General features: G+C 43.3%; 14 protein-coding genes. All 14 read right to left on the minus strand.

Translation table 11 applies throughout. The features are described 5' to 3' along the window. Nucleotides 1–19: 19 nt before the first annotated feature. The 14 genes from AB5443_RS02155 to AB5443_RS02220 all read right to left on the minus strand — a co-directional run bounded on the left by AB5443_RS02155 (nucleotide 20) and on the right by AB5443_RS02220 (nucleotide 25,924). Nucleotides 20–3,268 (minus strand): SusC/RagA family TonB-linked outer membrane protein, encoded by a 3,249-nt coding sequence (locus AB5443_RS02155; protein ID WP_368113124.1) that lies wholly within the window; start codon nucleotides 3,266–3,268, stop codon nucleotides 20–22. A gap of 49 nt (nucleotides 3,269–3,317) precedes the next feature. After that, a complete protein-coding gene (locus tag AB5443_RS02160) occupies nucleotides 3,318–3,848 on the minus strand; it encodes a sigma-70 family RNA polymerase sigma factor (RefSeq protein ID WP_044655309.1) in 531 nt (176 codons plus the stop codon). A 238-nt stretch (nucleotides 3,849–4,086) separates the two neighbouring features. Then, complete coding sequence (locus AB5443_RS02165; RefSeq protein ID WP_277131016.1) at nucleotides 4,087–4,461, minus strand: hypothetical protein; 375 nt, start codon at nucleotides 4,459–4,461, stop codon at nucleotides 4,087–4,089. A 115-nt stretch (nucleotides 4,462–4,576) separates the two neighbouring features. Then, entirely contained in the window at nucleotides 4,577–8,656 is a 4,080-nt protein-coding gene (locus tag AB5443_RS02170) for a hybrid sensor histidine kinase/response regulator transcription factor (protein ID WP_277131018.1), read from the minus strand. 42 nt (nucleotides 8,657–8,698) lie between these two features. Further along, nucleotides 8,699–10,624 carry an alginate lyase family protein gene (locus tag AB5443_RS02175; protein WP_277131020.1) on the minus strand — a complete coding sequence of 642 codons (1,926 nt, stop codon included), beginning with the start codon at nucleotides 10,622–10,624 and terminating at the stop codon, nucleotides 8,699–8,701. Nucleotides 10,625–10,774: 150 nt separating this feature from the next. Continuing rightward, complete coding sequence (locus tag AB5443_RS02180; RefSeq protein ID WP_277131022.1) at nucleotides 10,775–12,682, minus strand: glycoside hydrolase family 97 protein; 1,908 nt, start codon at nucleotides 12,680–12,682, stop codon at nucleotides 10,775–10,777. 11 nt (nucleotides 12,683–12,693) lie between these two features. Continuing rightward, nucleotides 12,694–14,283, minus strand: coding sequence for a glycoside hydrolase family protein (locus AB5443_RS02185; RefSeq protein ID WP_277131024.1), 1,590 nt, complete (start codon nucleotides 14,281–14,283; stop codon nucleotides 12,694–12,696). 129 nt (nucleotides 14,284–14,412) lie between these two features. Next, on the minus strand, nucleotides 14,413–15,735 hold the full coding sequence (locus AB5443_RS02190; RefSeq protein WP_022136967.1) for an alginate lyase family protein: 1,323 nt from the start codon (nucleotides 15,733–15,735) through the stop codon (nucleotides 14,413–14,415). 24 nt (nucleotides 15,736–15,759) lie between these two features. Beyond that, nucleotides 15,760–17,256 carry a DUF5013 domain-containing protein gene (locus tag AB5443_RS02195; protein ID WP_277131027.1) on the minus strand — a complete coding sequence of 499 codons (1,497 nt, stop codon included), beginning with the start codon at nucleotides 17,254–17,256 and terminating at the stop codon, nucleotides 15,760–15,762. 25 nt (nucleotides 17,257–17,281) lie between these two features. Continuing rightward, nucleotides 17,282–18,457, minus strand: a complete 1,176-nt coding sequence (locus AB5443_RS02200; protein WP_181990096.1) for a DUF5013 domain-containing protein — start codon at nucleotides 18,455–18,457, stop codon at nucleotides 17,282–17,284. A 24-nt stretch (nucleotides 18,458–18,481) separates the two neighbouring features. Next, entirely contained in the window at nucleotides 18,482–20,260 is a 1,779-nt protein-coding gene (locus tag AB5443_RS02205) for a RagB/SusD family nutrient uptake outer membrane protein (RefSeq protein WP_277131028.1), read from the minus strand. A gap of 28 nt (nucleotides 20,261–20,288) precedes the next feature. After that, the gene (locus tag AB5443_RS02210) at nucleotides 20,289–23,540 is read right to left on the minus strand and encodes a TonB-dependent receptor (protein ID WP_301424291.1); all 3,252 of its coding nucleotides are present in this window, start codon (nucleotides 23,538–23,540) and stop codon (nucleotides 20,289–20,291) included. Nucleotides 23,541–23,583: 43 nt separating this feature from the next. Beyond that, nucleotides 23,584–24,102 (minus strand): sigma-70 family RNA polymerase sigma factor, encoded by a 519-nt coding sequence (locus tag AB5443_RS02215; protein ID WP_022136962.1) that lies wholly within the window; start codon nucleotides 24,100–24,102, stop codon nucleotides 23,584–23,586. A gap of 409 nt (nucleotides 24,103–24,511) precedes the next feature. Continuing rightward, complete coding sequence (locus tag AB5443_RS02220) at nucleotides 24,512–25,924, minus strand: glycosyl hydrolase family 28 protein (protein WP_277131033.1); 1,413 nt, start codon at nucleotides 25,922–25,924, stop codon at nucleotides 24,512–24,514. Nucleotides 25,925–25,944 lie beyond the last annotated feature (20 nt).

Raw genomic sequence — 25,944 nt, forward strand, 5'->3', positions numbered from 1 at the left:
TCTGTATTTAAAATGACTATTATAAAGTGACGTTCAAGCCGAACGACCACGTACGAGCAAACGGATATCCGCTATTATTGGAAGCAGCTCCCATTTCAGGATCAAAACCATCCTTGATACTGGTAGTCTCCCACAGGTCATTTCCGGAGAAATAGAGACGTACCTTTTCAAGTTTCACCTTACGAGTCCATATCTGGGGCAAAGTATATCCCACAATCAAGGATTTCAGACGGATATAACGATTGTTCTGCAACATAAAATCATTATTCTCATAATTCCAGTGAGAAACTGCCGTATTAGTAGTCAAACGGGGATATTCCGCTCCGGGATTATCCGCTGTCCATGTATTACCAAGAAACGTAGGATTTTGGTTAGATGTACGTGACTGGAACGGATATGCCATCCAATCGTTACGGATCACATACTGCTTACCGACTCCCTGGAACATGGCAGTAAGATCAATACCTTTCCATGAGCCCCCTAATGTAAGACCGAAAACGAAATGCGGATTTGAATCTCCCATAAACTGCAAGTCACTGTTTTCATTACCTGCACCGGTAATCTTATAATCTCCGTTCAAATCCAGTCGTTTTGTATCACCGGGACGTAATTGGCTCGAGGTACCGGAACCTAAATTGCCAAGCAGCTCTGCACCGTTTTCATAAAGTGCATAATAACGGTCCACTTCTGCCTGATCCTTGAAAAATCCGTCTGTACGATAAAGGAAATACGAGTTTAACGGATAGCCGTTCACTTGGGCATTCCATCCGGCACCATAATTGTCCGCACCTTCCATGTCTTTCAGCAGACTTTTTGTGTCACCGATATTGAAATTTGCATAATATGTAAAGTCTTTTATCTGATCACGCCATCCCAAATTAAATTCCCAACCTTTCACATTGAGATGACCGCTATTTGTCTTCGGTGCCTTACCACCTAATACTCCCGGATAAGTGACATTCACCAACATACCGATGTTATCTTTTATAAAGTAATCAAAGGATGCTCTCAAACGATTATCAAAGAAATTCAAATCAACACCAAAGTTTTTTTGTTTCACTTTCTCCCACGTACGTTCATAAGAAGTCAATCCGCCAAAACTGGAAGAAACTTGATTGGCAGGTGTTAATCCAAATCCGGCTGTACCCAGCCCGATAGTACCTACATAATCAAAATCACTCAAACCGACATCATTTCCTGAAGTACCATAACTGAAACGTAGTTTTCCAAAGGAGACAACAGGTTTTAAGAAGTGCATGAACTGTTCCTCAGAGAACGCCCATCCCAAGGATACAGAGCCAAAATTTTTAAAACGGTAGCCTGCGGCAAACTTAGAGTTTCCATCACGACGTGCCAATAACTCAACCATATACTTTTCTGCATAGTTATAATTCAAACGAGCGATATAAGAATAGGTTCCATTTTGGGACTTTCCTCCCCCGTTACCTTGTTTGCCTGCAGCCAGATTCAAATCATAAATACCCACATCTTCAAATTCTTCACGTGCCGTCACCACCTTCTTAGTCATATACTTTTCAGCTGTAATACCAAACATTGCATCCACGTTGTGCATCTCTGCAAATGTACGTTTGTATTTAAGTAATGCTGAATAATACTGATAACGGGCGTTATTTGCCTGTACCAAATATCCCGGCTGATGGGAATCTTTAAAGTTCATTACGTCCTGTGGCGTACTAAGTGTCTGCGTAGTTTCATACACTAATTTGGAAGATTTCTCACCAAACCAGTTATAACATTGGACCGGTAATGAATAACGTTCACGCCGATATTCCTCATTCTGGAAGGAAGCCGTACCTTCAAAAGTTATCCCTTTCCAAATGTCGACCAAGGCTTTAAAGTCTACGCGGGTAGTCAGCTTTTCTCTCTCATCACGTCCGCCGTCGGTTGTAGCCGCAGCGGCATTACGATCGCCTACATTCCCAAAGTTAGCATACCACTGACCATAAGAATTTTTAGCTGGAAAGAAAGGAGCGTCGTTTCCATAAAGTGTACGGTCGATACCATGTGTCGGTGTATCAGTATTTGTCTTAATCATACTGGCAGAAGTTTCCAGTTTAAACCAGTCGGTCAATTTTATCCCATAATTGAGACGTAAATTCAACTGTTTCTGCCCATCATAGGCTGTTGCCAAGTTTGCCTGATTATCTGCATATTCCAAGGAAATACGATAATCGGATTTATCAGTGGCACCGGACACACTCAAGTTATGCTGATAGGAATAACGACGTGCAAACAGCTCATCCAGACGATTGGCATTACCCACAAACATAGTGCCCCAATCTGATATAGTCGATTCATAAATACCTTCGATGCCTTGTGCCATTCTCTTGAGGTTTTCTTCTCCCCAGCCCCACCAGTCATGTTCGGGCATCTCCTTATTCGCTTCCAACCACATGGTAGCATATTGTTGCATACTAGGAGAGAAAGCCATAATGCCGTTGGTAGTGAAACGCATATTAAAGTTATAATCAACTGTTGTTTTTCCTTTTCCTTTCTTTGTAGTCACCAGGATTACACCATTAGCAGCTTTGGCTCCATAAATAGAAGCTGAACCATCTTTCAGGACACTGATATTTTCAATATCATCCGCATTCAAATTCTGGAAAGATTCGCTATTCAAAATAGGAACCCCATCTACTATAATCAATGGACTGCCACCATTGACAGAAGTTGCTCCACGAATCTGAAAGTTCAGTCCTTCATTACCGGGACGTGAAGACGAACGGGTAACAACCAAGCCCGGAGTAGCTCCTTGCAAGGCTACACCCACATTCGTAATGGCACGGCTCTCGAGAACTTTACTACTGACTTGTTCTACCGCACCGGTCAATGTGGCTTTTTTCTGTGTACCATAACCTACTACCACCACTTCGTCCAATGCATTATTATCTTCTTTCAACACAACCTTGAAATCTGACCGCCCATTCAAATTGACAATCTGATCTGCATACCCGATATAAGTAATTCTAATTTGTTTTGCATCCACAGGAACATTCAGCGCGAACCGACCGTCAATATCGGTAATTACCCCTGCATTGCTTCCTACGACCACCACATTACAACCAATCAGCGGTTCACCATTCGCGTCCGTAACAAGTCCTTTGATAGTACGCCCTGCCTGGGCTACCATCAAACTCTCTTCTACAGAATCATTTGCATAGAGCAATACACCGGGCGAACCACCCAGCAGCATGGCGAAAGCCAATGCGACTCCTTTTGAACATAAGAATTTGGATTTAATTTCCATAATACTATTAAATTGTTAAAGTTAATATGTGTTTTTCCGAATCTGGTATCTAACCGACTTTGGAGAATTCATTCTGCAAATAAGTGCGTACTGTTTTGCGTGCCAGTAATAATTGGCATTCTACCGTACGGGGAGACAAAGACAATTTTCCCGCAATGGCAGGACAAGAGAGTTCATTATTGAAACTCAACTCGTAAATCCGGCGACGTTTGGCGGGAAGCGTTTCTACCACCTTATCATGTAGTTTCTTCAGTTCACGATAGTGGACGGCATCTTCCGTCGTGTTCCGGGCGGAATCTTCCACCTTATTATATATATAGGCGATGAAATCTTCCTGCTTGTAATAACGACGTATCTTGTCCGTTACGATATTGCGGGCGATGGTGAAGAGCAAAGACCAGACAGTGTCTTTATTCACGAATGCCCTATGCTCCCATAAGCGGACAAAGACATCCTGCGCCAGATCTTCCGCTTCGTGCGGATGGCAAATGCGGATAGCGATATAATTTTTGATATACTCCCTATATTTAAGGTAGCATTCAGAGAAGAAGTCGTCAAATGTAGTCTGCTGTTTTTCCATGGCATTAAATTTATCCGTTTAACGATGATACAAAAGTAGGGATAAGTTTTAAAAGCAAATACCACATAAGTAACAGATAACAAAACTATCGTAACAAGCGTGTTATTTTGCAAAAATTCCCCATTTCATCGGGATAAATCCAGCCGTCAGTGCAATAAAAAAGGGGATGCCGTTACAATTGACGGTTCCCCTGTTCTTAAATTTTCATGGATGAATGTCTTTCATCCGGAAGGATATATTATTTGCTTTCCTGAGCTGCCTGGAAATCCGGTATGCGCTTTACGTTCGCACCTTTCATCACACCTCTTTTGATAGCTTCATTCGTATCGGTAATTTCTTTCTTTACGCGTTTATAGTACTCTTTTGTAAGTCCTTTCCCTATTGCGTCCGATTCTGTCACCGCCCAGAAGTATTGATAATCCATCAACATCAAATCCGGCGCTACTACTTTAAAGAAAACACTATCTCCTGCAAACTTTTCACGCAAGTCACCCAAATAGATTGTATCTGCCGGATTTACATTCTCACTATTTGCATTATTTTTTGAACTGCCACCTCCGCAAGAGGATAACAACAAACCTCCTACCAACGAAATTAAAACTAATACTTTCATATCAATATATATTATAAAATAAAACTTTTTCAGCCCCAATACAATCAAGATTTTACAATTATCCTGTTTAATACGACGCAAATGTAACAATTAAACTATAAATGCAAGCACAATGTCATCCTTTTCTTCCCGATTCCTCTGCATATTGCTTGGGTAGCATCCCAAACATTTCTCTAAAACACTTCGAGAAGTAGCTAGGAGAACTGAATCCTACCCGATTCGCTATTTCGACAATCGGCAATTGGCTTCCCTGCAATAATTGTGCCGCGCGTTTCAAACGGATACTGCGGATAAAGTCGGTCGGCGTGTGTCCGGTGATGGATTGCAACTTACGGTAAAGGCTCATACGCACCATGCCCAAATCACCACTCAACTCTTCTACGCCATATTCCGGATTGTCCATGTTCTTTTCTATGTATTCCAGACACTTCTGTATAAGTTGCTCATCCACTGAAGTGATGGTGATAGCACTTGGATTTACTTCTATATTCTTGCGGAATTCTTGTTTTCTCTTTTCCTGTTGTTCTATCAGTTTTTCAATGCGCACCATCAGCATATCAAAGTTGAAGGGCTTCGACATATAAGAGTCCGCTCCTACTTCATAGCTGTTAATCTTAATATCATCAGCGGTACGGGCTGTCAATAATATCACAGGTATATGGGATGTCTGCACGTTCGTCTTGATTCGGCGGCAAAGTTCGATACCGTCTACTTTTGGCATCATGATGTCACTGATAATCAAGTTCGGGTTTTCCTCTATCGCTTTCCGCTCTCCTTCCTCGCCGTCTGCCGCTTCAATGATTTGATAAAAATCTTCCAACTGTTCTTTCAGGAAAGTACGGAACTCTTGATTGTCTTCTACCAACAGCAGTTTCTTCAGATTATCATCGACTGTGGATGCAGTAGTTTCTTTCTCTTTTGTATCCGGTGGTGTTTCCGTTCCGATAACTTCTTCCGGCAATTCGTCCGATTCCGGTTTCAAATCCATCGGCAGCCAAATGGTAAATACCGATCCGCAATCTATCCGGCTGTCTACTTTAATACGGCCGCCATGTATATTTACGTATTCCCTTACCAAATGAAGTCCGATACCACTGCCTATTTTTTCATCCCCTTCATTTCCCACCTGATAAAAACGGTCAAATATATACGGAAGGTCTGATTCGGATATTCCGATTCCGGTGTCGGATACGGATATTCTTACGTAATTCCTTCCTTCTATCTCTTCCGTTGAGAACAGTAAGTTTACTGTACCGCCTTCCGGGGTGTATTTGAAAGCATTAGACAGGAGATTATTCACTATCTTATGCACCTTATCACGGTCGAAGAACATATAGAGTGCCCTATGTTCCGACTGGTTAGCGAAATTCAGATGCTTTTCCACTGCCATCGGCATGAAGTTGTTGTAGGCAGAAACTATAAATTCTTCCATATCGCCGTTCATCAGGTGTAGCCTCTCCCCTTTCATTTCCAGTTTGCGGAAATCGAGTAGTTGATTCACCAGTGACAACAGGTTTTGGGCATTCTTATAGATAGTATTCAGTTGTTTCTTCATTGCATCATCCGTCAACCGGCGTATCATCATATCCAATGGGGTGATAATCAGTGTCAGCGGAGTACGAAGTTCGTGACTTATATTGGTGAAGAAACGGAATTTCATCTGATCTAATTCTTCTTTTTGTTTCAAGGCTTCTTCCTCTTGCATACGAATCATTTTCCGACGATTACGGCGGTTAATCACATAAATCAACCCGAAGACAAACAGAATGCCTAAAATAGCATAAAGGATGCGGGCGGCTAATGTATCCCAAAACGGCGGACGGATAACAACCTTAAATTCGGATTCCGGCCCCCATATACGGTCGTTTCCGGCAGCAGAAACACGGAAAATGTATTCGCCCGAAGGAAGGTTATTATAGACAACACGTCCCTGTCCATTTTCAAAAAGGGTTTCCGTCCATTCTTTGTCGAATCCTTCGAGTTGGTAACGGAAAGAAGTCTGAGAAGGATTGGGAAAGTTCAGGCCGGAGAATTCGAGTGTTATGTAATTCTCGTCATACTCTAATTGTACCTCATCCGAATAGCTTAGTGCCTTATCAAACAAAACACGGCCGTTATATGATTCGCCCGAAACAACCGGAACATTAAACAGGCGGAATGAGGTAAACAAGGGGCGGTTGAGACATTGATTGTCTATCATGTTCTCCGGCGAAAAAGCGATAAAGCCATTCATCAACCCTAAGAAAAGCTGATTGTCCCGGGTCATTAAGGAAGGAAAACTATATAAATCATCCTGACGGATTTCATCTTCCGACAGGCAACTTATCACATGAAAGTTATATTTATCCGCTCTGCGGTCAACCTTTACCTTATAGATAGAGGTAACTGTCGATATCCATATATCATGGTTTTTATCTTCCACGACATTCAATATGGCTGTAGACAAACCCTCTTCTTTCCCTAATGTATAACTCTGACCGTTATGGGTCAGGATGTTCAAGCCATATTGAGTGGCAAACCATAAAGTGCCTTCGTGGTCTTTCAATATCTGGTTGTACTTGATGCTTCCCTGATTAAAGATTGAATTGGCTTGGCCGTCCTGTTCGGGTATCCATATTTTATTCTTCGCAGGGTCGTAAATGTAAAGTCCGTTATCACTTCCTACGACCAGTCGGGATTGGTTATCTATGGCTAATGCATTGGCTACCTTGTATTTCCTTAATTCGGGGAACTGTTCGGACAATAGGTTTATCTGTCCGTTTTCAGGATCGAACAGTCCTACACCGCCATATATACTTACCCACAACCGGCCGGAAGGATCTTCGATCATAGTACGTATATTACTGAAATCCAGTTCGTTCTGATAATCCGTATCGGGGTAATCATACGAACGGACTTTTCCACGATCTATGCAGTACAGTCCATCGTGGTATGTCCCTACCCAAACGCGCTTCTTGCTGTCTTCATAGAGTACACGACAATTTTTCTGATTAAATTCATGATAGAAGCTGTTCATTCTCTTAGTCGACGGCTCATAACGATAGACACCTTGGGTTGTACCCATCAGGATTTCTCCCTTGGATGTTTCGAGCATACAACGGATTTCTTCCCCCTTCCAGTCGCCATTAACCATCTTTTTATTATACAGCACTATCTTATTCATGCTAGGATGATAATAGCACATTCCCTGATTATAGAGTCCTATCCATACGGAATTATTCTCCCGGTCGCAATAGATGCTCTGAATGCCATTACGTACAGTGTTGCCAGATAATAAAGGAATGTCCAACGTACGGGTTACGGAGAAATTATGCATATCAATGACGTAAAAGCCATCCATAACAGTTCCTACCCATGCGTTGCCCCCTTTATCCACATCCATAGAAGTAAACCATGAATAGTGTTCGAGTTGGATACCGGAGATTTGATTCCATTTTTTATTGTAAACATCATAGTAACCTACTCCCCGATCCCACATCAGCCAAAAGTCACCATTATCGAGTATCTTTAGAATCACACGATCATCCGGTTTCAATTGGTCTTTCAGAAAATCAAGTTGCTGCACAAAACGTTTCTTTTCCAAATCGTAGCAACGGATAGCTCCTTTCTGATGTACCATCCAACTGTATTTACCATGACTTTCCACTCCGAGCAATCCTCCATAGTATTCCATAAACTCATCATTCCTGCAAACCTGTTCAATTGACTTTGTCTCTGCATCGTACATATAAACAGAGGAGCCCGGTATCAGAAACCAACAATGTTTCTCTGAATCAATAATCAGATCCGCCACTTTATCCTTCAAGCCGAATTGCTGAAATAAGGAATCTACGTTATAGATGTACTGTTCGGTAGTCAAATCAAAGACACGCAAGCTCTTGCGTTCTTTCATCCACAAACGTTTATCGGCATCGATATATTGTTCAGGAATAATATGGTTGTACGCAATCGAGTATTCGCCATGAATATTGAAAGGGAAGTTTGAATAGTTCGCACCATCATAGAGACTTAGCAGCACAGTGCTCCGGACACCGATACGTCCGTCGGGAATGGGGAAAACACTCTTTACATAGTTATCCGGCAATCCTTCGACAACTCCAATCTGACGGAACACATAAGGGGATTCCTGCGAGTTAATATAACCCGGATACAATAATCCTCCTAATATGATTAACAAACCTATTCGAATTTTCATGGCCATTTCTTTTGTAGTACTACCATTAATACGAACGAAAAATCAAATCCCCTTATCCTGCTTTATTATTATTTTCTGAATTTCAAGCTTATTGCCGGCTTGCTCTATCTGCAAGCGGAGCACACAAGCTCCGGCGGAAAGAGTGAGCTTTCCAATCTCCCGTTCCGCCCATTGTCCGGATTGAGGTAACTGCGCTGTTTTTGTTCCAACTCCCGAATCAGAAACTACTGACAAGAGAGAATTTCCTTTCGAGCGATAAACAAGACTAATTGTATATACTTTATCCGCAGGAACGCTTACTGTATAATTCATCCATTCTCCATCTTCTGTTTGAGTAACGACATAGCCATGTCCTTCTTTTCGTAGTTCTACCGCCCCGTCAGGCCTGTATGCATTTCCACGTTTCTTCCCTACATTGTGATAGGTATGTCCTTCGGGATCTTCCGACAGACAATAATAGTCATAGTCAGCAGCCAATATCTCACAAGGTAACGTATGGATTCCCGATACGCGCTTTCCTGTAGAAAAGGAAACGGGATCGCCTGCCATCCAGGGAGTCAGTCGCTTGGTTAATGTTCCCCATCCTGTCCATTCATAAAACCAGTTGGGTGCTATCCCCCAGTTTTCGCAACCGTGATGTTCTATCATATAATCACGGTAACGTTTCAGCCAGGTATAGTCGTTTGCAGGCAGTCCGGCACGTACTGCATAATGCGCCAATGCCATTTCACGGGTTCCGCCACTGCCTGCTACGTCTCCACGTCCGTGAGGAGATACGGCTATGGATTCCCAACGTCCGCTACGACTCCTTATTTGCAGAAACTTCCCGTTCTCAAAAGTGACCTCGTCCGGATTCTTGCTATATCCTGTCGGTTCCCATGGTTCTTTCTGCTCTTCATAAGAACGGACTTTCGACAGGTTATACCGGTAGTTCCATTCCAGTCCGGTCAAAAGACGATTATTCAGACAGCTATATAAGGAATCTCCCTGATTCCATGCCATTTCCGCTATTGCTACATAATTATGGACTCCCGCCAACACATGTCCCTGATCGCGACTGGATTCCTGACATTGCCCGTTCGGATAGATATAGTATTGCAGTTGCTCATCATAACCATAATCAGGAATTTTGTTTTCTCTTCCCACCAACTTATAATCAATAATTGCCGGTGATTTCCGAATCGGCTCTTCACTCGTAACCGGTGCTCCGGACGGATAAGGCAAATCATCTTCACGATGCTTCATCCCCAACAAATAACGATAGGCGCGTTCATACATTTTCTCGTTATCCAGATAAATCCCCATAGCCATCATACTGCGGGCTGCAAACAATCCCTGATTTCCAAAACGCGCCGCATCGAAATTATAGATATTCCAGTAGAAAGTTATTCCATTTCTAGAATCGTCCCAATAATCCGCATATTTGGCACAGAAATCCTCCATCGAACTGTATCCCGGATAAACCAGCATATCTTTGAATCTCTGCTGATCCGCTTCCTCCCATCCCGGATAATCACGCATCAGTTCCGCAGCATCTATCAACAGATAAATCTTTCCATTATCCAATGGCCCCGTTCCACGGGCACTGGTATTCGTATAATAAGAATTAGCATTCAAATACTCCACAGCTTTACGGGCATAGGCTTCATCATCGGTTAAATGCCAAAGCAATGCCAAATCATGGGCACGCCTGCCATCTATTCCGATAGTAGCGTTAAAACGCCCCTCTTTGATTTGTTTACCCTGATTAGCTGCTACAGCCGTTAATGAAGAATAAGGAGATTCTTTCAATTTTAGAAAAGTTGAAAAATAAGGTTCCTGCCTTGCTGCGACCATTGCTTTCATCCGGTCAAGATCACCTTGGGTATAAGTGATGCCCGGATGAACAAAGCTTCTTTGTGCCTGCACCGGAATATGGCCATTCCCTATCCATACAAGAATAATAAAGCAAATAATCCTGTCAATCATAGTCTGACTTAATTTCTGTAGATTCCAAATAATAAGCAAAGATAGCATTTAGCAGATAAAATCAAGATATCCCTGAATAATAAAATAGTTCATTCCCTATATGAGAATGAACTACCATATACTACCTTTCCTTGCAAATGAAGGAAAATGCTATTCGACCACAACTACAAAACCACCTCTGGGAAGGCAATCTATACTCATCATTGTCCGACCTTTTGACAACCGGGAGCGTTTTATATCCAATTGCTTTTCCTCACTGCCATCTTTGAATATGACTATTTTCTTTCCCAAGTCGGGTAAAGCATTCAACGCAAAAGTCAATGTCTGTTTATCATCGGTTCCGTTAATGCCCCCAATATACCAGACGTTGCCTTTACGACGAGCCAAAACCACTGATTCTCCGGGATATCCACTCAAAAGCTTTGTATCATCCCAGGCTGCCGGCAATTGGGAAAGCAACTTTCCGGCTTCCTTCGGCAATGCTTTGTAAACGGAAGGCCGGTCCGGCATATGTTGCCATCCTGACTCGAAGATAACCGGTAATGCCAATTCATGACCATGCGATGTAATATGAGGATGCTGGGAATCGGAAAAAGTTCCGGGCGTATAATCCATCGAACCGACCACATTTCTCGTAAAAGGCAATGTGGCATTATGTCTCGCCGCCAGCGGGGTCAATCTCGGAGTATTATTGTACCACTCCGCCCCATACACTGCTTCCATCGTCATCAAATGCGGATACGTCCGTTGCCATCCACGGGGAATGGTGGCTCCGTGAAGATTCACCATCAATTTATATTTAGCCGCATCTTCCAGCAAATCCAGATAATAATCCATTGTTTCCACCTTGTCACCGGCAAAGAAGTCGATTTTAACACCGGCTACCCCTTGCTCCGCAAGCCATTGATATTCTTTTTCCCTATTTTCTTTCTTATTCAGCCTGTCCATAGGCCCCGGAGCTCCGTTTCCAACCCACGCAGTACACGAATTATACCATAAAAGAGGTTTTATTCCTTTCTTCAACGCATATTGCAATGCATCATGCACGTCTCCGCCATTCTCCATTTCATTCCATTTCCAATCAATCAGACTATACGGCCATTGCATCTTCACAGCCAAATCAATATAATCCTTCACAATTTTAAAGTCTTTGGAGCCGTTATTATATGCCCAATACACCCATGATACAATTCCCGGCTTTATCCAGTCCGTATCTGCCAACTTACAAGGTTCGGACACATCGGTAACTAACGTAGATTCTACAATATCAGCCAAAGAACCGATAACAAGCAGACGCCAGGGAGACTCCCATGTCTCTTTCAAAGGCAGATTATCGGTAGCCAGACGTACTTGATATTCATTCGGGTCGATCCCATTATATAAAAAAGAAGCACAATGTCCACGCAGTATATCGGCTTCGGTAATCAACATAAATACTGAATCCCGGAACCCAACAAGGGCAGGATATCCCCAGCAATATGTTCTCTTCTTTTCTACAGTTGATGTCCCGTCCACGGCTAAAGGATAAAAACCTTCATAATCTTTGCTATATTGCTGAAACCATCTCTTATTCCCTGCGGGTATCGGGTAAGTAGTAACTTCATTAAGGAGACGTTCATCAGCAGAAACTGCTTTTATCCCATATTTAAAAGCAATTCCGTCATTGTAGACTCTGAAAGTAACCGCCAGTTCCTGCCCTCGGGAATTAGCGAAATTATAAGTCCTTTCAAAAGCCTCGTTTGTACAATGGCTTCTTTTTCCCGTCAGCATTTCATAATCATCCTTTACCGACTTTGTCTCCGATACAGACTTCAACTTTAAATCTCCCGCAAAACTTTGCTGGTCTGTATTCATTCCCAAACGTGCCTGTGAAAGTATGCAACGGTTATTGTATTCTACCGTGAAACAAGCCTTTCCGTCATTCTCTCCGGTTGGCGGAACTATCAAATGAAGTTTTCCATCCGGAGAAGATACACCACGGGATTCTTCAGAATAACATGACATACTGCCTGCCAGCATCAGAACCGACAAAGCTATTATATACTTAAAATCTTTCATTGTTCAATCTATTATTTATAATTTAAAAAGACCACTTCATAAGAGGGCTGTCCGAAGACAACCTTATTTTCTATTTTCAAGGTCAACACCACCTGTTCATAAGGTTTCAACGGTTCAACCATCCCCTGCGTCAGAAGTTTGCCGTCGCAGAATACTTTTACTCCCGTCCTTTGAGAAGCGGACAAGCCAAAGTTCTGTATCTCAACTGCAAGTTCTGTCCCGGCATCATCCACAACAGGACGACGTGCCGAAAGTAATGGCGGTGTATAACAAACATAAGGCAAACGGGCATATCCGTATATCAAATTACCCTTCTTATCCTTTCCTATCATCTTGGGAGCGAACTCTTCTTCTGTAATGCCACTGCCCTTCCCGTTAAAAACGACAATCAGGTCTTTACCGGATTTCCGTGTCCGGAGAGGCTTACAGCCTCGTCCGAAATTCACTTCCGTATACGAACCAAAGCGCAAAGACTCGATATCAACTTCTGTCTGCGGATTAAAACCCTCCTCTGCCGCTATCTTGACTTCAATGGTGCGTGTCGTCGGTTTTATCGGTTCCTGATTCAGGACAGAAAGTAACAGCCCCTTGTTCAGCGGGATACAAATATTCTTCGAACTATGATTGTCATTAGGAAGATCCTCCCACTTGATGGTATCAATGACGGCAAAATTCATCTGGACAGCACGCCCTTGCCTATCCTGAAAGACTTTCGGACGTTCATATTTGAACCAGTGTTCTACATATCCATCCTCATGGAACGATATACCGGGCACGTATGCTTCTCCCTGCTCGGTCACCCAGTGTACCCCGTCTTTCGAACGTTGGTAATAGGCAATTCGTCCCAGCCAATCATTTACAATTAAATGGTATTGAAGGGAATCCCGCCATACGACAGGATCCTCAAACCGTCCGTCCACCTCCGGATATACCCTTTTATCCGTCAACTGGTTGTAAGTAGAAAGCCCGTCACGGCTAACCCACACGCCACCACCACGACAGATCATCAGATAAGAATCATCCTGACGACGGGCAAAAGTCAGATTAGACAATCCCTCTATGACTTTCCGGTCACGGGCATCAAAATCAAATTTGCCATACGTCCAAGGGCCATCCATGCTGTCCGAAATATAATAACCATCAATTACATAAACCACGATACGCCCGTCTTTCAAGACAAAAGCTTCGGGATTGTGCCCTTTACCTATTGAATTCTGCACAGTGAATGGCCCATGCAAATGTTTACCGGTAGCATGATAAACAGTCGAATTCGGCCAGAACATATGACCCTTGGGAGAGTTTTCAGGCCATCCGCAAACGAATAAATGATAGCAACTATCAGGCGTCTGCACTATATTTCCACCCCAGAAAGAAGTTGCTGGAAGTTCGATACCATTGTCCACGTACCGGAGACGCACACTGTCGGCTCCCCATACATCTTTTGAAATTATGCTCCCCTGCATTGGCAAGAAACGATCCATAAAACGCCCTCCTTTAATCAAAGATTGCCATTCCTTCGGTCGCTCGCGTTCTGTGACTTGCGCGTTCATACCGGCAAAGAAACCACACAGTCCGATCAACAGTAACAATTTCCTTCTCATCTTATACCTGTTTTTGTAAAAATAATGTCTTCTACATACAATATCTTGCAACATCAATCATTTAAATTCCTGTGAAAATAAAATATACAGGCTGATATTCCAAAGAATCCAGCCTGTATTTATCAATAATTAATCTCTCGGATACATCAATGTACCACATCCTAACAAGTCATACGCACCTCCGCCATCTTTCGATTGCGCTCCCCATTCCGGACGCATCTGATTTACGCCCATCAATGTATATTTCATCCATTGGGGTTCCAGATTCTTGACTCTTGCATAATGCCAGTAAAGCACTTCATGCATCGGACGCGATGTTCCCCGGGCATCCGCGCTGATTTCCGTATGTACTACATTATATCCGTTATATTGCACGAAAGGAACATCCAGCATAGCCACGTTGTATTTGGCTACATATTCGGCAGCCTTTAAAATGACATTGTTATTGTAACCGTAGAAATCGTCTCCCTGATTGTATGTCATCTGGGCAATCATTCCCAACAGTCCGATTACCAATGTGGCATGTCCCTGGTCGCGTCCACTTTCCTGAATCTGCGCCAGACTGGCATTTTCTCCGTCAAATACATGAACAATCGTCTTTTTCAGACAGCCATTGCTATCACCATTCAATAAATGCTCGACGGCTTCGTTGTAAATATCCCGACGATCCGAAACGATACCGATAGACAACATAGAAGCCAAATTACACAACGGCCAGTTTGCCCAATAGTTCAACGTATGAGTGCCATGATGCCTGACTATGAAATCATGATTGGCCACATAAAAGACATCTATCATCCACTGCTGGAATGCCTTGAACTCATCAGAAGTCCAACCGGAATAGTCGCGCATCAGTTCTCCGGCATTAGCAAACTGATAGCCATACAGTCCTGCGGCCAATGACATGTTGGAGTCTCCATTGATTGACTTGCAGGTGGTAGCCCACGCATTCAGAATATTGATAGAAGCCTGCGCATATTTCACATTGTTCGTAATCTTCCAGGCCAAAGCATAATGATAAGCGGCATGAGCCTGATTGGATGCATTCGTATAATTATCTCCATCAGATTCCCAAATTGTGTTTCCTCCCCTGACTATCTTTACTGTAGGATTGGGAGTTACCGCAACATCAGGATGAGTAGATTCGTCAGCAACCGACACAGGCGAAGAAGATGCCGCAAAATGGTCATTAGTAAACAGTTTATTCCATCCATCAATCCAGGGAGATGTGCCGCTTGCTACCTTAGCTTTCACACGTGCAAGGTCTTCCGCACTATGCAATCCGCCCGGATGAATCATCGGTTCACTTTCATCCTTGATTACAATGCTGTGAGGAATATCCTCTTCACCGTTATCTGTCACCCAATCTCTTTCTATCGGGTCAATATCATCACCACAAGCTGCCGACAATGATAACAAGCTTGTGAACATCAAATAATATATTTTTTTCATACCTATTCTTTTTATAAATTAGAACTATTGCACAGCATTACTTTTATAAACCAGTTGGAGTTCTTTAACCTTAAAGCAAGAATTTTGAGGCATACTTGCCGTAAAGCCAAGGCAAACGTCCGTCGTCTCCGTCAATTCAAAATTGAGAGTGTGAGTAGTAAGACTACTGTTATGACCTTCAAATTTCCAATACACATCGCCATTTACTTCTGATAATTCTCCGTAATTCGGCAATTCGGTCTTATTCTTACAAACCGCCATATAAGGATGTCCACCATTCACTACCACTTCCCCATAAGTTACTACCATTTCATAAGAGCCTTTTGGTAAAGTAATGTTCTGATACATCTTACCATTCGTCATTACTTTGGCAGCCTCAACAGCGTCATTATTCCAACCTGCCTGCATAGTCAATACCTGTGCATCCGTATTCAATCCTCCGACAGGCTTTGAACAGAACTGTCCATCCTGTTTGTTAAACATATTCTGCACCGCCTCATTCACCGTCCAGTCAGCAGGTACAGCCCAAGAGTTATTATTACCTCCCTGTCCGTCTTCAAAAGGCTTCGGAGTAAAAGGAGCTTTATAGTTCTTCAAAACATAGCTTGAGATATCCGTATCATCTTCCAATATTTTCAGTTCATCCGTAGAAGTAGAAGAAAGTCCGTCTTTCGTCACGGTAACCGTACCACCGGTAAAACCATCCGGAACTATTGCGACTATCTTATCATTCACGCAAGATTCAATGGAAGCGGCGGCGTCAATACCTGCGAATTTCACTGTAACAGCATTAGATTCGGTGCCAAAGCCTGTACCGGAAATTGTCACTTTGTCCCCAGCGAATGCAAAACTTTCATTCAAGACATTGTCAGACTTCACAGAGGTAATAGTCGGTTTCTCCAACAAGGTAATCTTCAGCGTATTCTTTGCAGCTTTTCCCTGAATGCGTAGTTTAAGGTCAAACTCTCCAAATACGGTAGTTTCGGGAGCTGTAGCCTTTATTTCCTCATCCGTACATGAAGTTACAATGAAAGGCATCTCCTCTCCGTCTATCGTACAATATAATTGCACATCTTCTATCACTGTACCAAAATTCTCACCGGTAATCGTTACTTCCGCATTGCCTACTACTCTTGCCGAAGATATCTCCGTCATTTCAGGATCGGGAATAACCGTAAAAGGCTGATCCGACGTTACAATCTTCATCTTGTTCGCTTCGATAGTCAAAGCACCACTGGTTGCATTTTCAGGAACCTTCACTACTAATTTGGTATCCTCGCAAGTAAGCAGTTCCGCAGATTCTTCCATACCGGCAAAAAATACTTTCACCAATTCTTTCGCGGCTCCGAAGTTAGTCCCTTCAATAGTAACTTCCGCTCCGGCATAGCCACGTTGGGGTGAAATATTGGAAACCGACAGAACAGGGTCTTCATTTGTCAACTGTACTATTTCCGCATCGTCATCACAAGAAATGACTAGCAATGAGAACAACAACGGTAATATTAAATATATCTTTCTCATCTGTTTCTTTGTTTTTAGAATCTGTTTATAATAACTCCAATTTCAATTCTGTTGCTCTAAACCAGCCGTTGGCGGTCATAGAACAAACAAATCCGAGAGCAACATCCGTACTTTCCTCCGTAAGTTCAAACTCAAACTGTACTGAAGAAGGGCTCATGTTCTCTACCTGATTAAACAAGTAAAAACCTTTCACCTTTTCATTCTCCTTATTAATATCAGTAACGTCAGGCAACTCATTTCCTTCAGCAACAGTTATATAGAGCGTACTCTTCTTCACTCCATACTCTTTCAGGTTTACTGTCAGACGATATTTTCCCTTCGGCAATGTCGTTGTCTGATAAAGTTTACCATTTGTAAAGTCGTTTGCTCCCCAACCGGCCTGCAAAAGCAGATTATCACTGTTCAACCCGGCCACTTTCTCTGAAGCTCCCCCATTCTGCATACTGCGTGCAGCATCGTTCACTATCCAGTCAGCCGGAAGGTAAGTTCCGGGAGAAGTACCCAGTTGCGCATCCGTCATATTAGGGTCAATCTTGAACGGCTGCCTGTAATTCTTCAAATAAGCAATCGAAACATCTCCTTTGGCTAACGGATTCAACGCCGTTCCGGCTACTACTTCAAAGCCATTCACAACGATAACCACCTCGCCGGTAGGAAACTCTTCCGGCGCGACTACATGGACTTCTGTTTCAGACCAGTTGGTCACTACCGCATTAACACCACCGAACTTCACAACAACATCTTCCTTTGCCGTACCGAAACCTGTACCTTTGATTGTCACCGTTTCTCCCGGCCTGATAATAGTAGAGCCACTCTCCGTCAGCATTTCGGAAACAATAGGCGACGGCCATATCTCATAACTTCCCACTGTTACCGAATTAGTCCATACCTGCAAGGTAATGTCACCACTCATCGCCTCTTCAGGCACTTCCACTACCACACAATTATTATTGCAGGACAATACCTTATCCGCCAGTATTCCGCCGAAAGAGACTTTTACCGCTTCTGTACGGTCACCGAAATTATGTCCCAATATCGCCACACGCGACTTCACATAACCTGCCGCAGGCGAATAGCCCGACACTTCGGGAGCAGGATATACATACTGTTTGATATTACTGTCTTTTTCGCAATTTGTAAAGACTACTGTTCCCAAAGCCAGCAGACAGTAACTTATGGTTTTTATAAATAAACGCTTCATAATCTTATCCATTTAAATAATTTATCAATATCCCGGATTCTGTTTCAAGCTCGGATTCAAATCAATCTGTTTCTGGGGTATAGGCCACAAATAATGCTTCTTCATGAAAGAATGGTTGGCAGCACTACTGATTACCACACAATTCAAGACTCCGTCTCCCGTCTGTACTTTTTCCTCTCCCCAGACGAAAGAATTCTTTGCATAACGGTTTGTGGGAGTCCCGTCCGCCGATTTAAATTCTGTTTCATAACCGTCACCGCCGACAACCATACCACAACGTGAAGTGTTCAGTGCATTCTCCGCAATTCCCCAACGTTTCAAATCGTCGAAACGGGCGCCCTCCATATAAAGTTCGATGGCACGTTCGCGACGGATTTCTTCCAGCATATCCAGTCCATTATCTTCAACCAGCTTGTTGGTCAAGGCGGCCACACCCGCACGGGCACGCAATTCATTGATTCCGTCCAATTGTGTATCAGTCACTTTACCGTAACGTTCATAACAGGCTTCCGCATAGTTCAGATATACTTCCGCCAGACGTAATACCGGATAATTGGCGGATTCATCGTTTGCCTTACGGTAGGTAGGATAATTGTAAGCCTTGAATTTTGCACAATCATAACCCGCCAGACCTTTGTCCAATGTCACCGAACCCGGTGCAGGGTCTACTCCGCCATTGATATAATTCATCAGACGATAATCACGGTTCTTGAATTCGTCACCGGTTTTATGATATCCCTGGAACAGGTCGGATTTGTCAATAGGTTTACCATCCGTGCAAAGGAACATGTCAATCAGCTTGCGGCTCGGAATCATCAGCGACACAGTATGGCTCAAATTGACCCCGCCTGTTCTTAGATTGATATCGTAAACGCCATAGAGAATAAATTCCTTATTACTGCTTTTTGTCAGTCCTGCCGGATTACTTCCCGCATCTTCAAGGTTAAACAGATATAAATTGCTTTGATTCTTTATCTTGTCATTGCTGTTATAATTCCAGATTTGATATCCGCCTTTCTTCATTACATCGTCGCACAAAGAGATAGCTTCCTCCAGAAATTCGTTCACCTGGTCTCTGGCGGGGCCTGCCGAACCTTCAAAGTCGGTAGACGTTCCGTTGTATTTTCTCCAGGTAGCTTCGTAAAGCAGTACACGTGCCTTAAAGGCTTCGGCAGCCCATTTGCTGACACGTCCTTTCTCCGTTTCCGGGATATTCTGTTCGATAGGAAGAGACGCTATCGCATTCGTCAGATCCGAAAGAATCAAGTCGATTACCTCATAACGGCTGTTTCGGGGCGAACGCAGTTCCGGGGAATCCGTATCCATCACGGAAGTAACCACAGGCACACCGCCAAAAGCTTTCAGCAACGTAAAGTAATTGTAAGCGCGAAAGAAATAAGCTTCTGCCAGATAGGGCGCTATTTCCGACTGACTGCCCGGATAATCTTTCGCTTTCTCGAACAAGATATTCACCGTGCGTATGTAAGTATAACATTGATCCCAGCGTTCGTCGGAAGATGAAATAGAAATAGTGCCACGACCTACGTCGGACGAAGTCACAAAATTGGCAGCCAGATCCGAAGAGGAATCCATAAACTCGTAAATAGAGTATTTGCCATACGGTGTGCGCCACCCCAGGAGCTGGTTATAAAAACCGGTGGCGTATTCTTTAAAATCCGCAGGCTTTTTGAAATAGACCACATTGGTTCGCTTGTCTTGTGGTTCCAAATCCAGAAATGTATCCGCACAACTTGACAAGCCAAGCAATAAACCGGAAAGAATTGTTATATATAATTTTCTCATATCCATCAAATTTATAAAAGTTACACAATCAGAAACCGACATTTATACCGAACGACCATGTTCTGGAGAATGGATAACCAGTGTTCTGTGACATCTCTCCCATTTCCGGGTCAAACCCGTCCTTAATACTCGTTGCCTCCCACAAGTCATTGCCGGAGAAATAAACACGGACTTTCTCCAGTTTCGCCTTTCTTGTCCATACTTGCGGCAAGGTGTAGCCGACAACCAATGATTTCAAACGGATATACCGGTTGTTCTGCAACATGAAGTCATTGTTCTCATAATTCCATTTTGAACGGTCTGTATAAACAGTCAGACGCGGGAACTCTGCATTCGGATTGTCTTCCGTCCAGGTCTTTCCCATGAATTTTGAATTCTGATTGGTATAGATGGTTGCAAACGGATAGGCCATCCAGCCCTGTCTCATAATCAGTTGCTTTCCAACTCCCTGGAACAAGGCGTTAAAGTCAAAACCTTTCCACGAACCGCCAAGCGTAATACCGAACAAATAATGTGCATTTCCATCTCCCATATAAATCAAGTCACTGGAAGCACCACCATCGGCAGAAATGGAACGGTCGCCACTCATATCCAGACGTTTGACATCACCCGGGCGAAGTTCCGTGCTACCGCCTGCCGGCAAAGCCGACAACGCTCCCGTACCACCGTATTTCGCATAATAAGCGTTCACCTCATCCTGCGACTGGAAATAACCGTCCGTCTTATACAAGAAGTAAGCATTCAGCGGATAGCCATTCAATGTTTCATTCTTTCCGGCTTTGATTGTATTTGCTCCTTCCAGTTCCATCAATTTGCTGCGCGTATCGCTTACGTTCGCCGTAACAAAATAGGAGAAATCTTTGATACGATCACGCCATGTCAAGGATACTTCCCATCCTCTTACACGCAAATGACCGCTGTTCGTCTTAGGCGCCCGGCCTCCCAAGAGGGCGGGATATGAAACCTCGGACAACATGCCTTTATTTTCTTTGATAAAATAGTCCCAGTTGAATACCAGCCGGTTATTCAGGAAATTCAGGTCAACACCGATATTCTTCTGCTCGACACGTTCCCATGTTCTTGTCAGGCTGATCAAACCGGAATTGTTCAATGAAGTAGAAATTAGGGATCCGGCTGGCGAGCCCAATATCGTAGTTCCCTGATTAACAGTTGACACATAGTCATAATCACCCAGTCCGGCATCATTTCCGGAACTACCATAACTCAAACGCACCTTACCAAAGTCCAGACCGATAAAAGAAGATACGGGTTTGATGAAGTTCTCTTGTGTAAACACCCAGCCCAAAGAGAAGGAGCCATAATTCTGGAAACGATAGCCGTCGGCGAATTTGGAGTTACCGTCACGACGCCCCACGAGTTCAATCAGATACTTTTCCGCATAATCATAGTTCACTTTGGCAATATACGAATAAGTGCCGTTCTGGAACTTTCCACCACTGTTTCCCTGAAGCGTACCGTCTGCCAAATTCAAGTCATACACTCCGTCATTCTCAAAGTCCTTGCGGCCGGCAGCCAATTTCTTCACTTGTTTCTTTTCCGCATTGATACCTGCCAGGACAGATATAGTATGCACGTCGGCAAATGTCTTGTTGTACTTCAACAGGGCGGAATAATATTGATAGAAATAATTCTCGGCAACGGTCAGGTATCCCGGATTATTATGATCCAGATTCGAAGGGTCTGTGGTATTCAGTCCCGTCACGGTAGCGTTGACCAGTTGTTGGGCGGGATTTCCGAACCAGTCGTAAGTCTGCACCGGAGTCACCCAACGCTCACGCCGGAATTCCTCGTTCTGAAAAGAGGCCATACCTTCAAAGCTGATACCGTTCCAGATATCAACGATTGCCTTCATGTCTATGCGGGTCGTCAAGGACTTCTTGTTATCCCGGCCGCCGTCGCTCGTTGCGGCAACCGACTGGCGGTCGCCCACATTGCCAAAATTGGCGTACCACTGTCCGTAAGGGTTCTTTGCTGGGAAGAAAGGCATGTCATTGCCATACAATGTATTATCCAATCCCACTGAAGGAGACTCGGTTTCTGTATTTACCAGACTGGCTCCTGTCTCCAGGCGCATCCATTTGGCTAATTGATAGCCATAGTTCAGACGCAGGTTTATCTGTTTCTGTCCGTCGTACGCTGTAGCCAGATTGCCCTGATTATCGGCATAAGCAGCCGAAATACGGAAATCGGATTTGTCCGTAGCACCGGAAATGCTCAAGTTGTGCTGATAGGAAAAACGGGTGGCAAACATCTCATCCAGACGGTTGGCATTGCCGATAAATATATCCCCATAATACTGGGTAGGATAAATACCTTCAATCCCTTGAGCCATCCGCTCCATGTTTTCCTGCGAAACCCATGCCCACCATTCGGGAACTTTTTCTTCCTTATTGGCAGCCAGCCACATCTGGGCATATTCCGACATGGAAGGTGAGAATCCCGTGATACCATTCGTATTGAAACGCATATTGAAGTTGTAATCAACGCTCACTTTCCCCTTACCTTTTTTGGTGGTAACCAGGATTACACCATTGGCGGCTTTCGCACCATAAATAGAGGCGGCACCGTCTTTCAGGACACTGATGTTTTCAATATCATCCGAGTTCATATTCTGAAAGGAATAGCCGTTCAAAGCAGGAACACCGTCGATAATCACCAACGGTTCGCCCCCATTGACGGATGTGGCACCACGAATCTGGAACTTCAAGTCTTCATTTCCCGGACGGGCGGACGAACGCGTCACCGCCAGACCCGGTGTTTGTCCCTGCAAGGCCAGACCGACATTGGTCACCGCACGGCTTTCCAGCGTCTTGCCGCTCACCTGTTCGATAGAACCGGTCAGTGTAGCTTTCTTCTGCGTTCCGTAACCTACAACAACCACTTCTTCCAATGCATTATTGTCTTCTTTCAGCACGATCCTTATTTCCGGGCTATTGCCGATAGTTACAACCTGATCTACATATCCGATATAGGTAACCTTCAACTGTTTTGCCCCATCGGACACTTTCAAGCTGAATTTTCCATCAAGATCTGTTATCACTCCTTCTTGCGAACCTACGACAACGACATTACAACCAATTAACGGCTCACCATTCTGGTCTGTAACAACTCCTTTGACTGTTCTCCCCGTTTGAGCAACAATCAAGTTTTCTTCTACACCGGCATTTGCCAGAAGCAACGTACCGGATGAACCGCCTACCAACATAGCTAAAACTATGACGGCTCTTTTACTAGATAAGAAACTGGGTTTAATTCTCATAATATTAATTTAATAATTGAAGTTAGTATATTTTCATTTAAAATCAGCCGGCCAATTGCTGTTTTAACACATTCCGTACCGACTTTCGGGCAAGCAGCAACTGTCCTTCAACAGTGCGGACGGACAAAGAAAGTTTGTCAGCAATAACAGGCGAAGGCATTCCACGAAAGCTAAGTTCATAGATTTGACGGCGTTTGCCGGGAAGCCTGTTCACTGCCCGGCCATGCAATAGTTGAAGCTCATTGGAACAGACTGTTTCTTCCGTCGTATTCCGGCTTGCCTCTTGTACCTTATATATATAAGAGAGAAGTTCCGCTTTTTTATAATAGCGGCGAACTTTGTCTGTCACCAAATTCCGTGCAATAGTAAAAAGCAACGGACGAACTGTTTCCTTATTCACAAATGCCCTATGTTCCCATAAACGTACAAAAGCATCTTGCACCAAATCTTCCGCTTCATAAGAGTTGTCAATACGAAAAGTAATGTATCTCTTGATAATGTCATAGTATTGGAGATAACATTCCGAGAAGAAATCTTCTAATGTAATTGTAGTATTATTCATAGCACTCATTTTATCCGTTTCACGATACCACAAAAGTATGCTTGAAGTGTATTTTAGGATGGTAACGTAGTAACAAAACCTGTAAAAGGGGTAACATAGGGCATTAACCAAACTAAAGAGTACCCTTATCTATCATCTTATCTATTAACAGAAAAGTTATTAGCTCCTTATGACAAACTTCCTTTCCCTTAACTCCAAAGTTGTTCCGATCAAAGAGAAAACTATAAATGCAAGCTTTGATTATAAAAACGGAAGTTTCATTTATATAATTGCAAGCTTTGATTTTATAAATGAAACTTGCGTTTATAGTTTATACTTAAGCAAAAGAAAGTTTGGTATCGGAAGAAAGGAAGTTTACCTTTAATGCCGGGGAACTTATCTGTTAATACTCTGCATGACAGACAGCAGGTTATCGTACTTTGATATTCTTTATATGTTCATTCGTGATAAAGCCATCGGTATTCTTCATCTTCACTCCATTGATTATCACATTGTCGAAAGTCACATTCTTCACGCCACGCTCTTTATCGAACCCTTTTATCAAAGAAGGATTTTCACCCAATCCATTATAAGTGATATTGCGGAAAGTGACATCTTCAATGCCACGTCCGGGCTGTTTGTCATACGTGGGATTGAAACGGACATTAATATGAAACAATCTTCCTTCCTGGATATTTTCCACACGTATATCTTCAAACAGGATTTTACGGACAAGATTCTTGTCGCCACAATCTACTGCCATACACCCCTGATATGGCAGGTCGTCCTCATCCTGTTCCAGAATATCGACATTGCGGACAGTTATATTTTCTACTATTTCACCTATGGCGTCATTCGGGTTTCCATGCCCGCCAATATTAATTGGATGAGCGATATCCGCCCAAAGGATGGAGTTCTGTAAAGTTACATTGCGGCTTCCGCCATAATAATTCCAACGATGGGCGTAAATAGCAATGCAATCATCGCTGTTCCGCATAAAAACATTATCTATCAATACGTCATTACAACACATCAAATCTATACCGTCACTCCAGCCTTTACAACTGAAAGACTTCAGATTCTTAATGGTCAGTCCGGTAGCCTCCCCGCCGAATACCGTATAATGGTCGGGATTCACTACCGTAATGCCATCAATCAACACATTTTTAGAATGAGTGACTTCTATTCCACGAATGGAATGATAGAGAATACCACGTCCGATGATGCGCACATTTTCCGCTTTGTCAACCAGGAGCTTGGCTTTCACGACGGCTCCGGGAGCCAGATAAACCGTGGTGTTGGAAGGAATCCGTATTTCCGTATTCGGCAGATCCTTAGGCAGATGAATGCCGGGGCCGAAGTACATCACATTGTCCCGACTTTCGGTGTAGGTTTCCGTTTCCAAAGGATTGGCCAATAAATGCAGGTTGTGCAAACGGTCACCGTTGAATTCAATGGAGAGATATTGAGGTTTTGTCAGTGTGAAATATATAACGTTGGAATTTACCGTATGCTGTATTCCTGTTGCCAACGGACGGATTTTCACATCCTGAATCAAGCCATTGTTCTTTTTCACCATCACTTCCACCGGCTCACCCATATCAAACTGTACCATCGAAGCAGACTGTACTTTATCCATATCCACATGAACTTCATATTCGAATACATCTTTCCACTCCCCACCTACTTGACGTACTTTGACGGTATAATCGTCATTATGCGGCATGCCGGTGTCTAATCCTGCCGGATAAGTCGCCAATTGGGCATTCACGAATGTTGAAAACGCAACAGCTATCGCCAATAAACATTTTCTTTTACCTGATAGAAATCCTGTCATATTCATTTCACTAAACTATTTAATAT

It is taken from the genome of Bacteroides sp. RTP21281st1_H5_RTP21281_210402 (genome assembly GCF_040918965.1).
GTDB classification, from domain to species: domain Bacteria; phylum Bacteroidota; class Bacteroidia; order Bacteroidales; family Bacteroidaceae; genus Bacteroides; species Bacteroides congonensis.

Bases quoted from the DNA above. Each gene is read 5' to 3' on its own strand.
- AB5443_RS02190 (WP_022136967.1), bottom strand. From the start codon at position 15,735: ATGAAAAAAATATATTATTTGATGTTCACAAGCTTGTTATCATTGTCG.
- AB5443_RS02175 (WP_277131020.1), bottom strand. From the start codon at position 10,624: ATGATTGACAGGATTATTTGCTTTATTATTCTTGTATGGATAGGGAAT.
- AB5443_RS02155 (WP_368113124.1), bottom strand. From the start codon at position 3,268: ATGGAAATTAAATCCAAATTCTTATGTTCAAAAGGAGTCGCATTGGCT.
- AB5443_RS02185 (WP_277131024.1), bottom strand. From the start codon at position 14,283: ATGAGAAGGAAATTGTTACTGTTGATCGGACTGTGTGGTTTCTTTGCC.
- AB5443_RS02205 (WP_277131028.1), bottom strand. From the start codon at position 20,260: ATGAGAAAATTATATATAACAATTCTTTCCGGTTTATTGCTTGGCTTG.
- AB5443_RS02160 (WP_044655309.1), bottom strand. From the start codon at position 3,848: ATGGAAAAACAGCAGACTACATTTGACGACTTCTTCTCTGAATGCTAC.
- AB5443_RS02215 (WP_022136962.1), bottom strand. From the start codon at position 24,102: ATGAATAATACTACAATTACATTAGAAGATTTCTTCTCGGAATGTTAT.
- AB5443_RS02210 (WP_301424291.1), bottom strand. From the start codon at position 23,540: ATGAGAATTAAACCCAGTTTCTTATCTAGTAAAAGAGCCGTCATAGTT.
- AB5443_RS02170 (WP_277131018.1), bottom strand. From the start codon at position 8,656: ATGAAAATTCGAATAGGTTTGTTAATCATATTAGGAGGATTATTGTAT.
- AB5443_RS02195 (WP_277131027.1), bottom strand. From the start codon at position 17,256: ATGAGAAAGATATATTTAATATTACCGTTGTTGTTCTCATTGCTAGTC.
- AB5443_RS02200 (WP_181990096.1), bottom strand. From the start codon at position 18,457: ATGAAGCGTTTATTTATAAAAACCATAAGTTACTGTCTGCTGGCTTTG.
- AB5443_RS02180 (WP_277131022.1), bottom strand. From the start codon at position 12,682: ATGAAAGATTTTAAGTATATAATAGCTTTGTCGGTTCTGATGCTGGCA.
- AB5443_RS02220 (WP_277131033.1), bottom strand. From the start codon at position 25,924: ATGAATATGACAGGATTTCTATCAGGTAAAAGAAAATGTTTATTGGCG.
- AB5443_RS02165 (WP_277131016.1), bottom strand. From the start codon at position 4,461: ATGAAAGTATTAGTTTTAATTTCGTTGGTAGGAGGTTTGTTGTTATCC.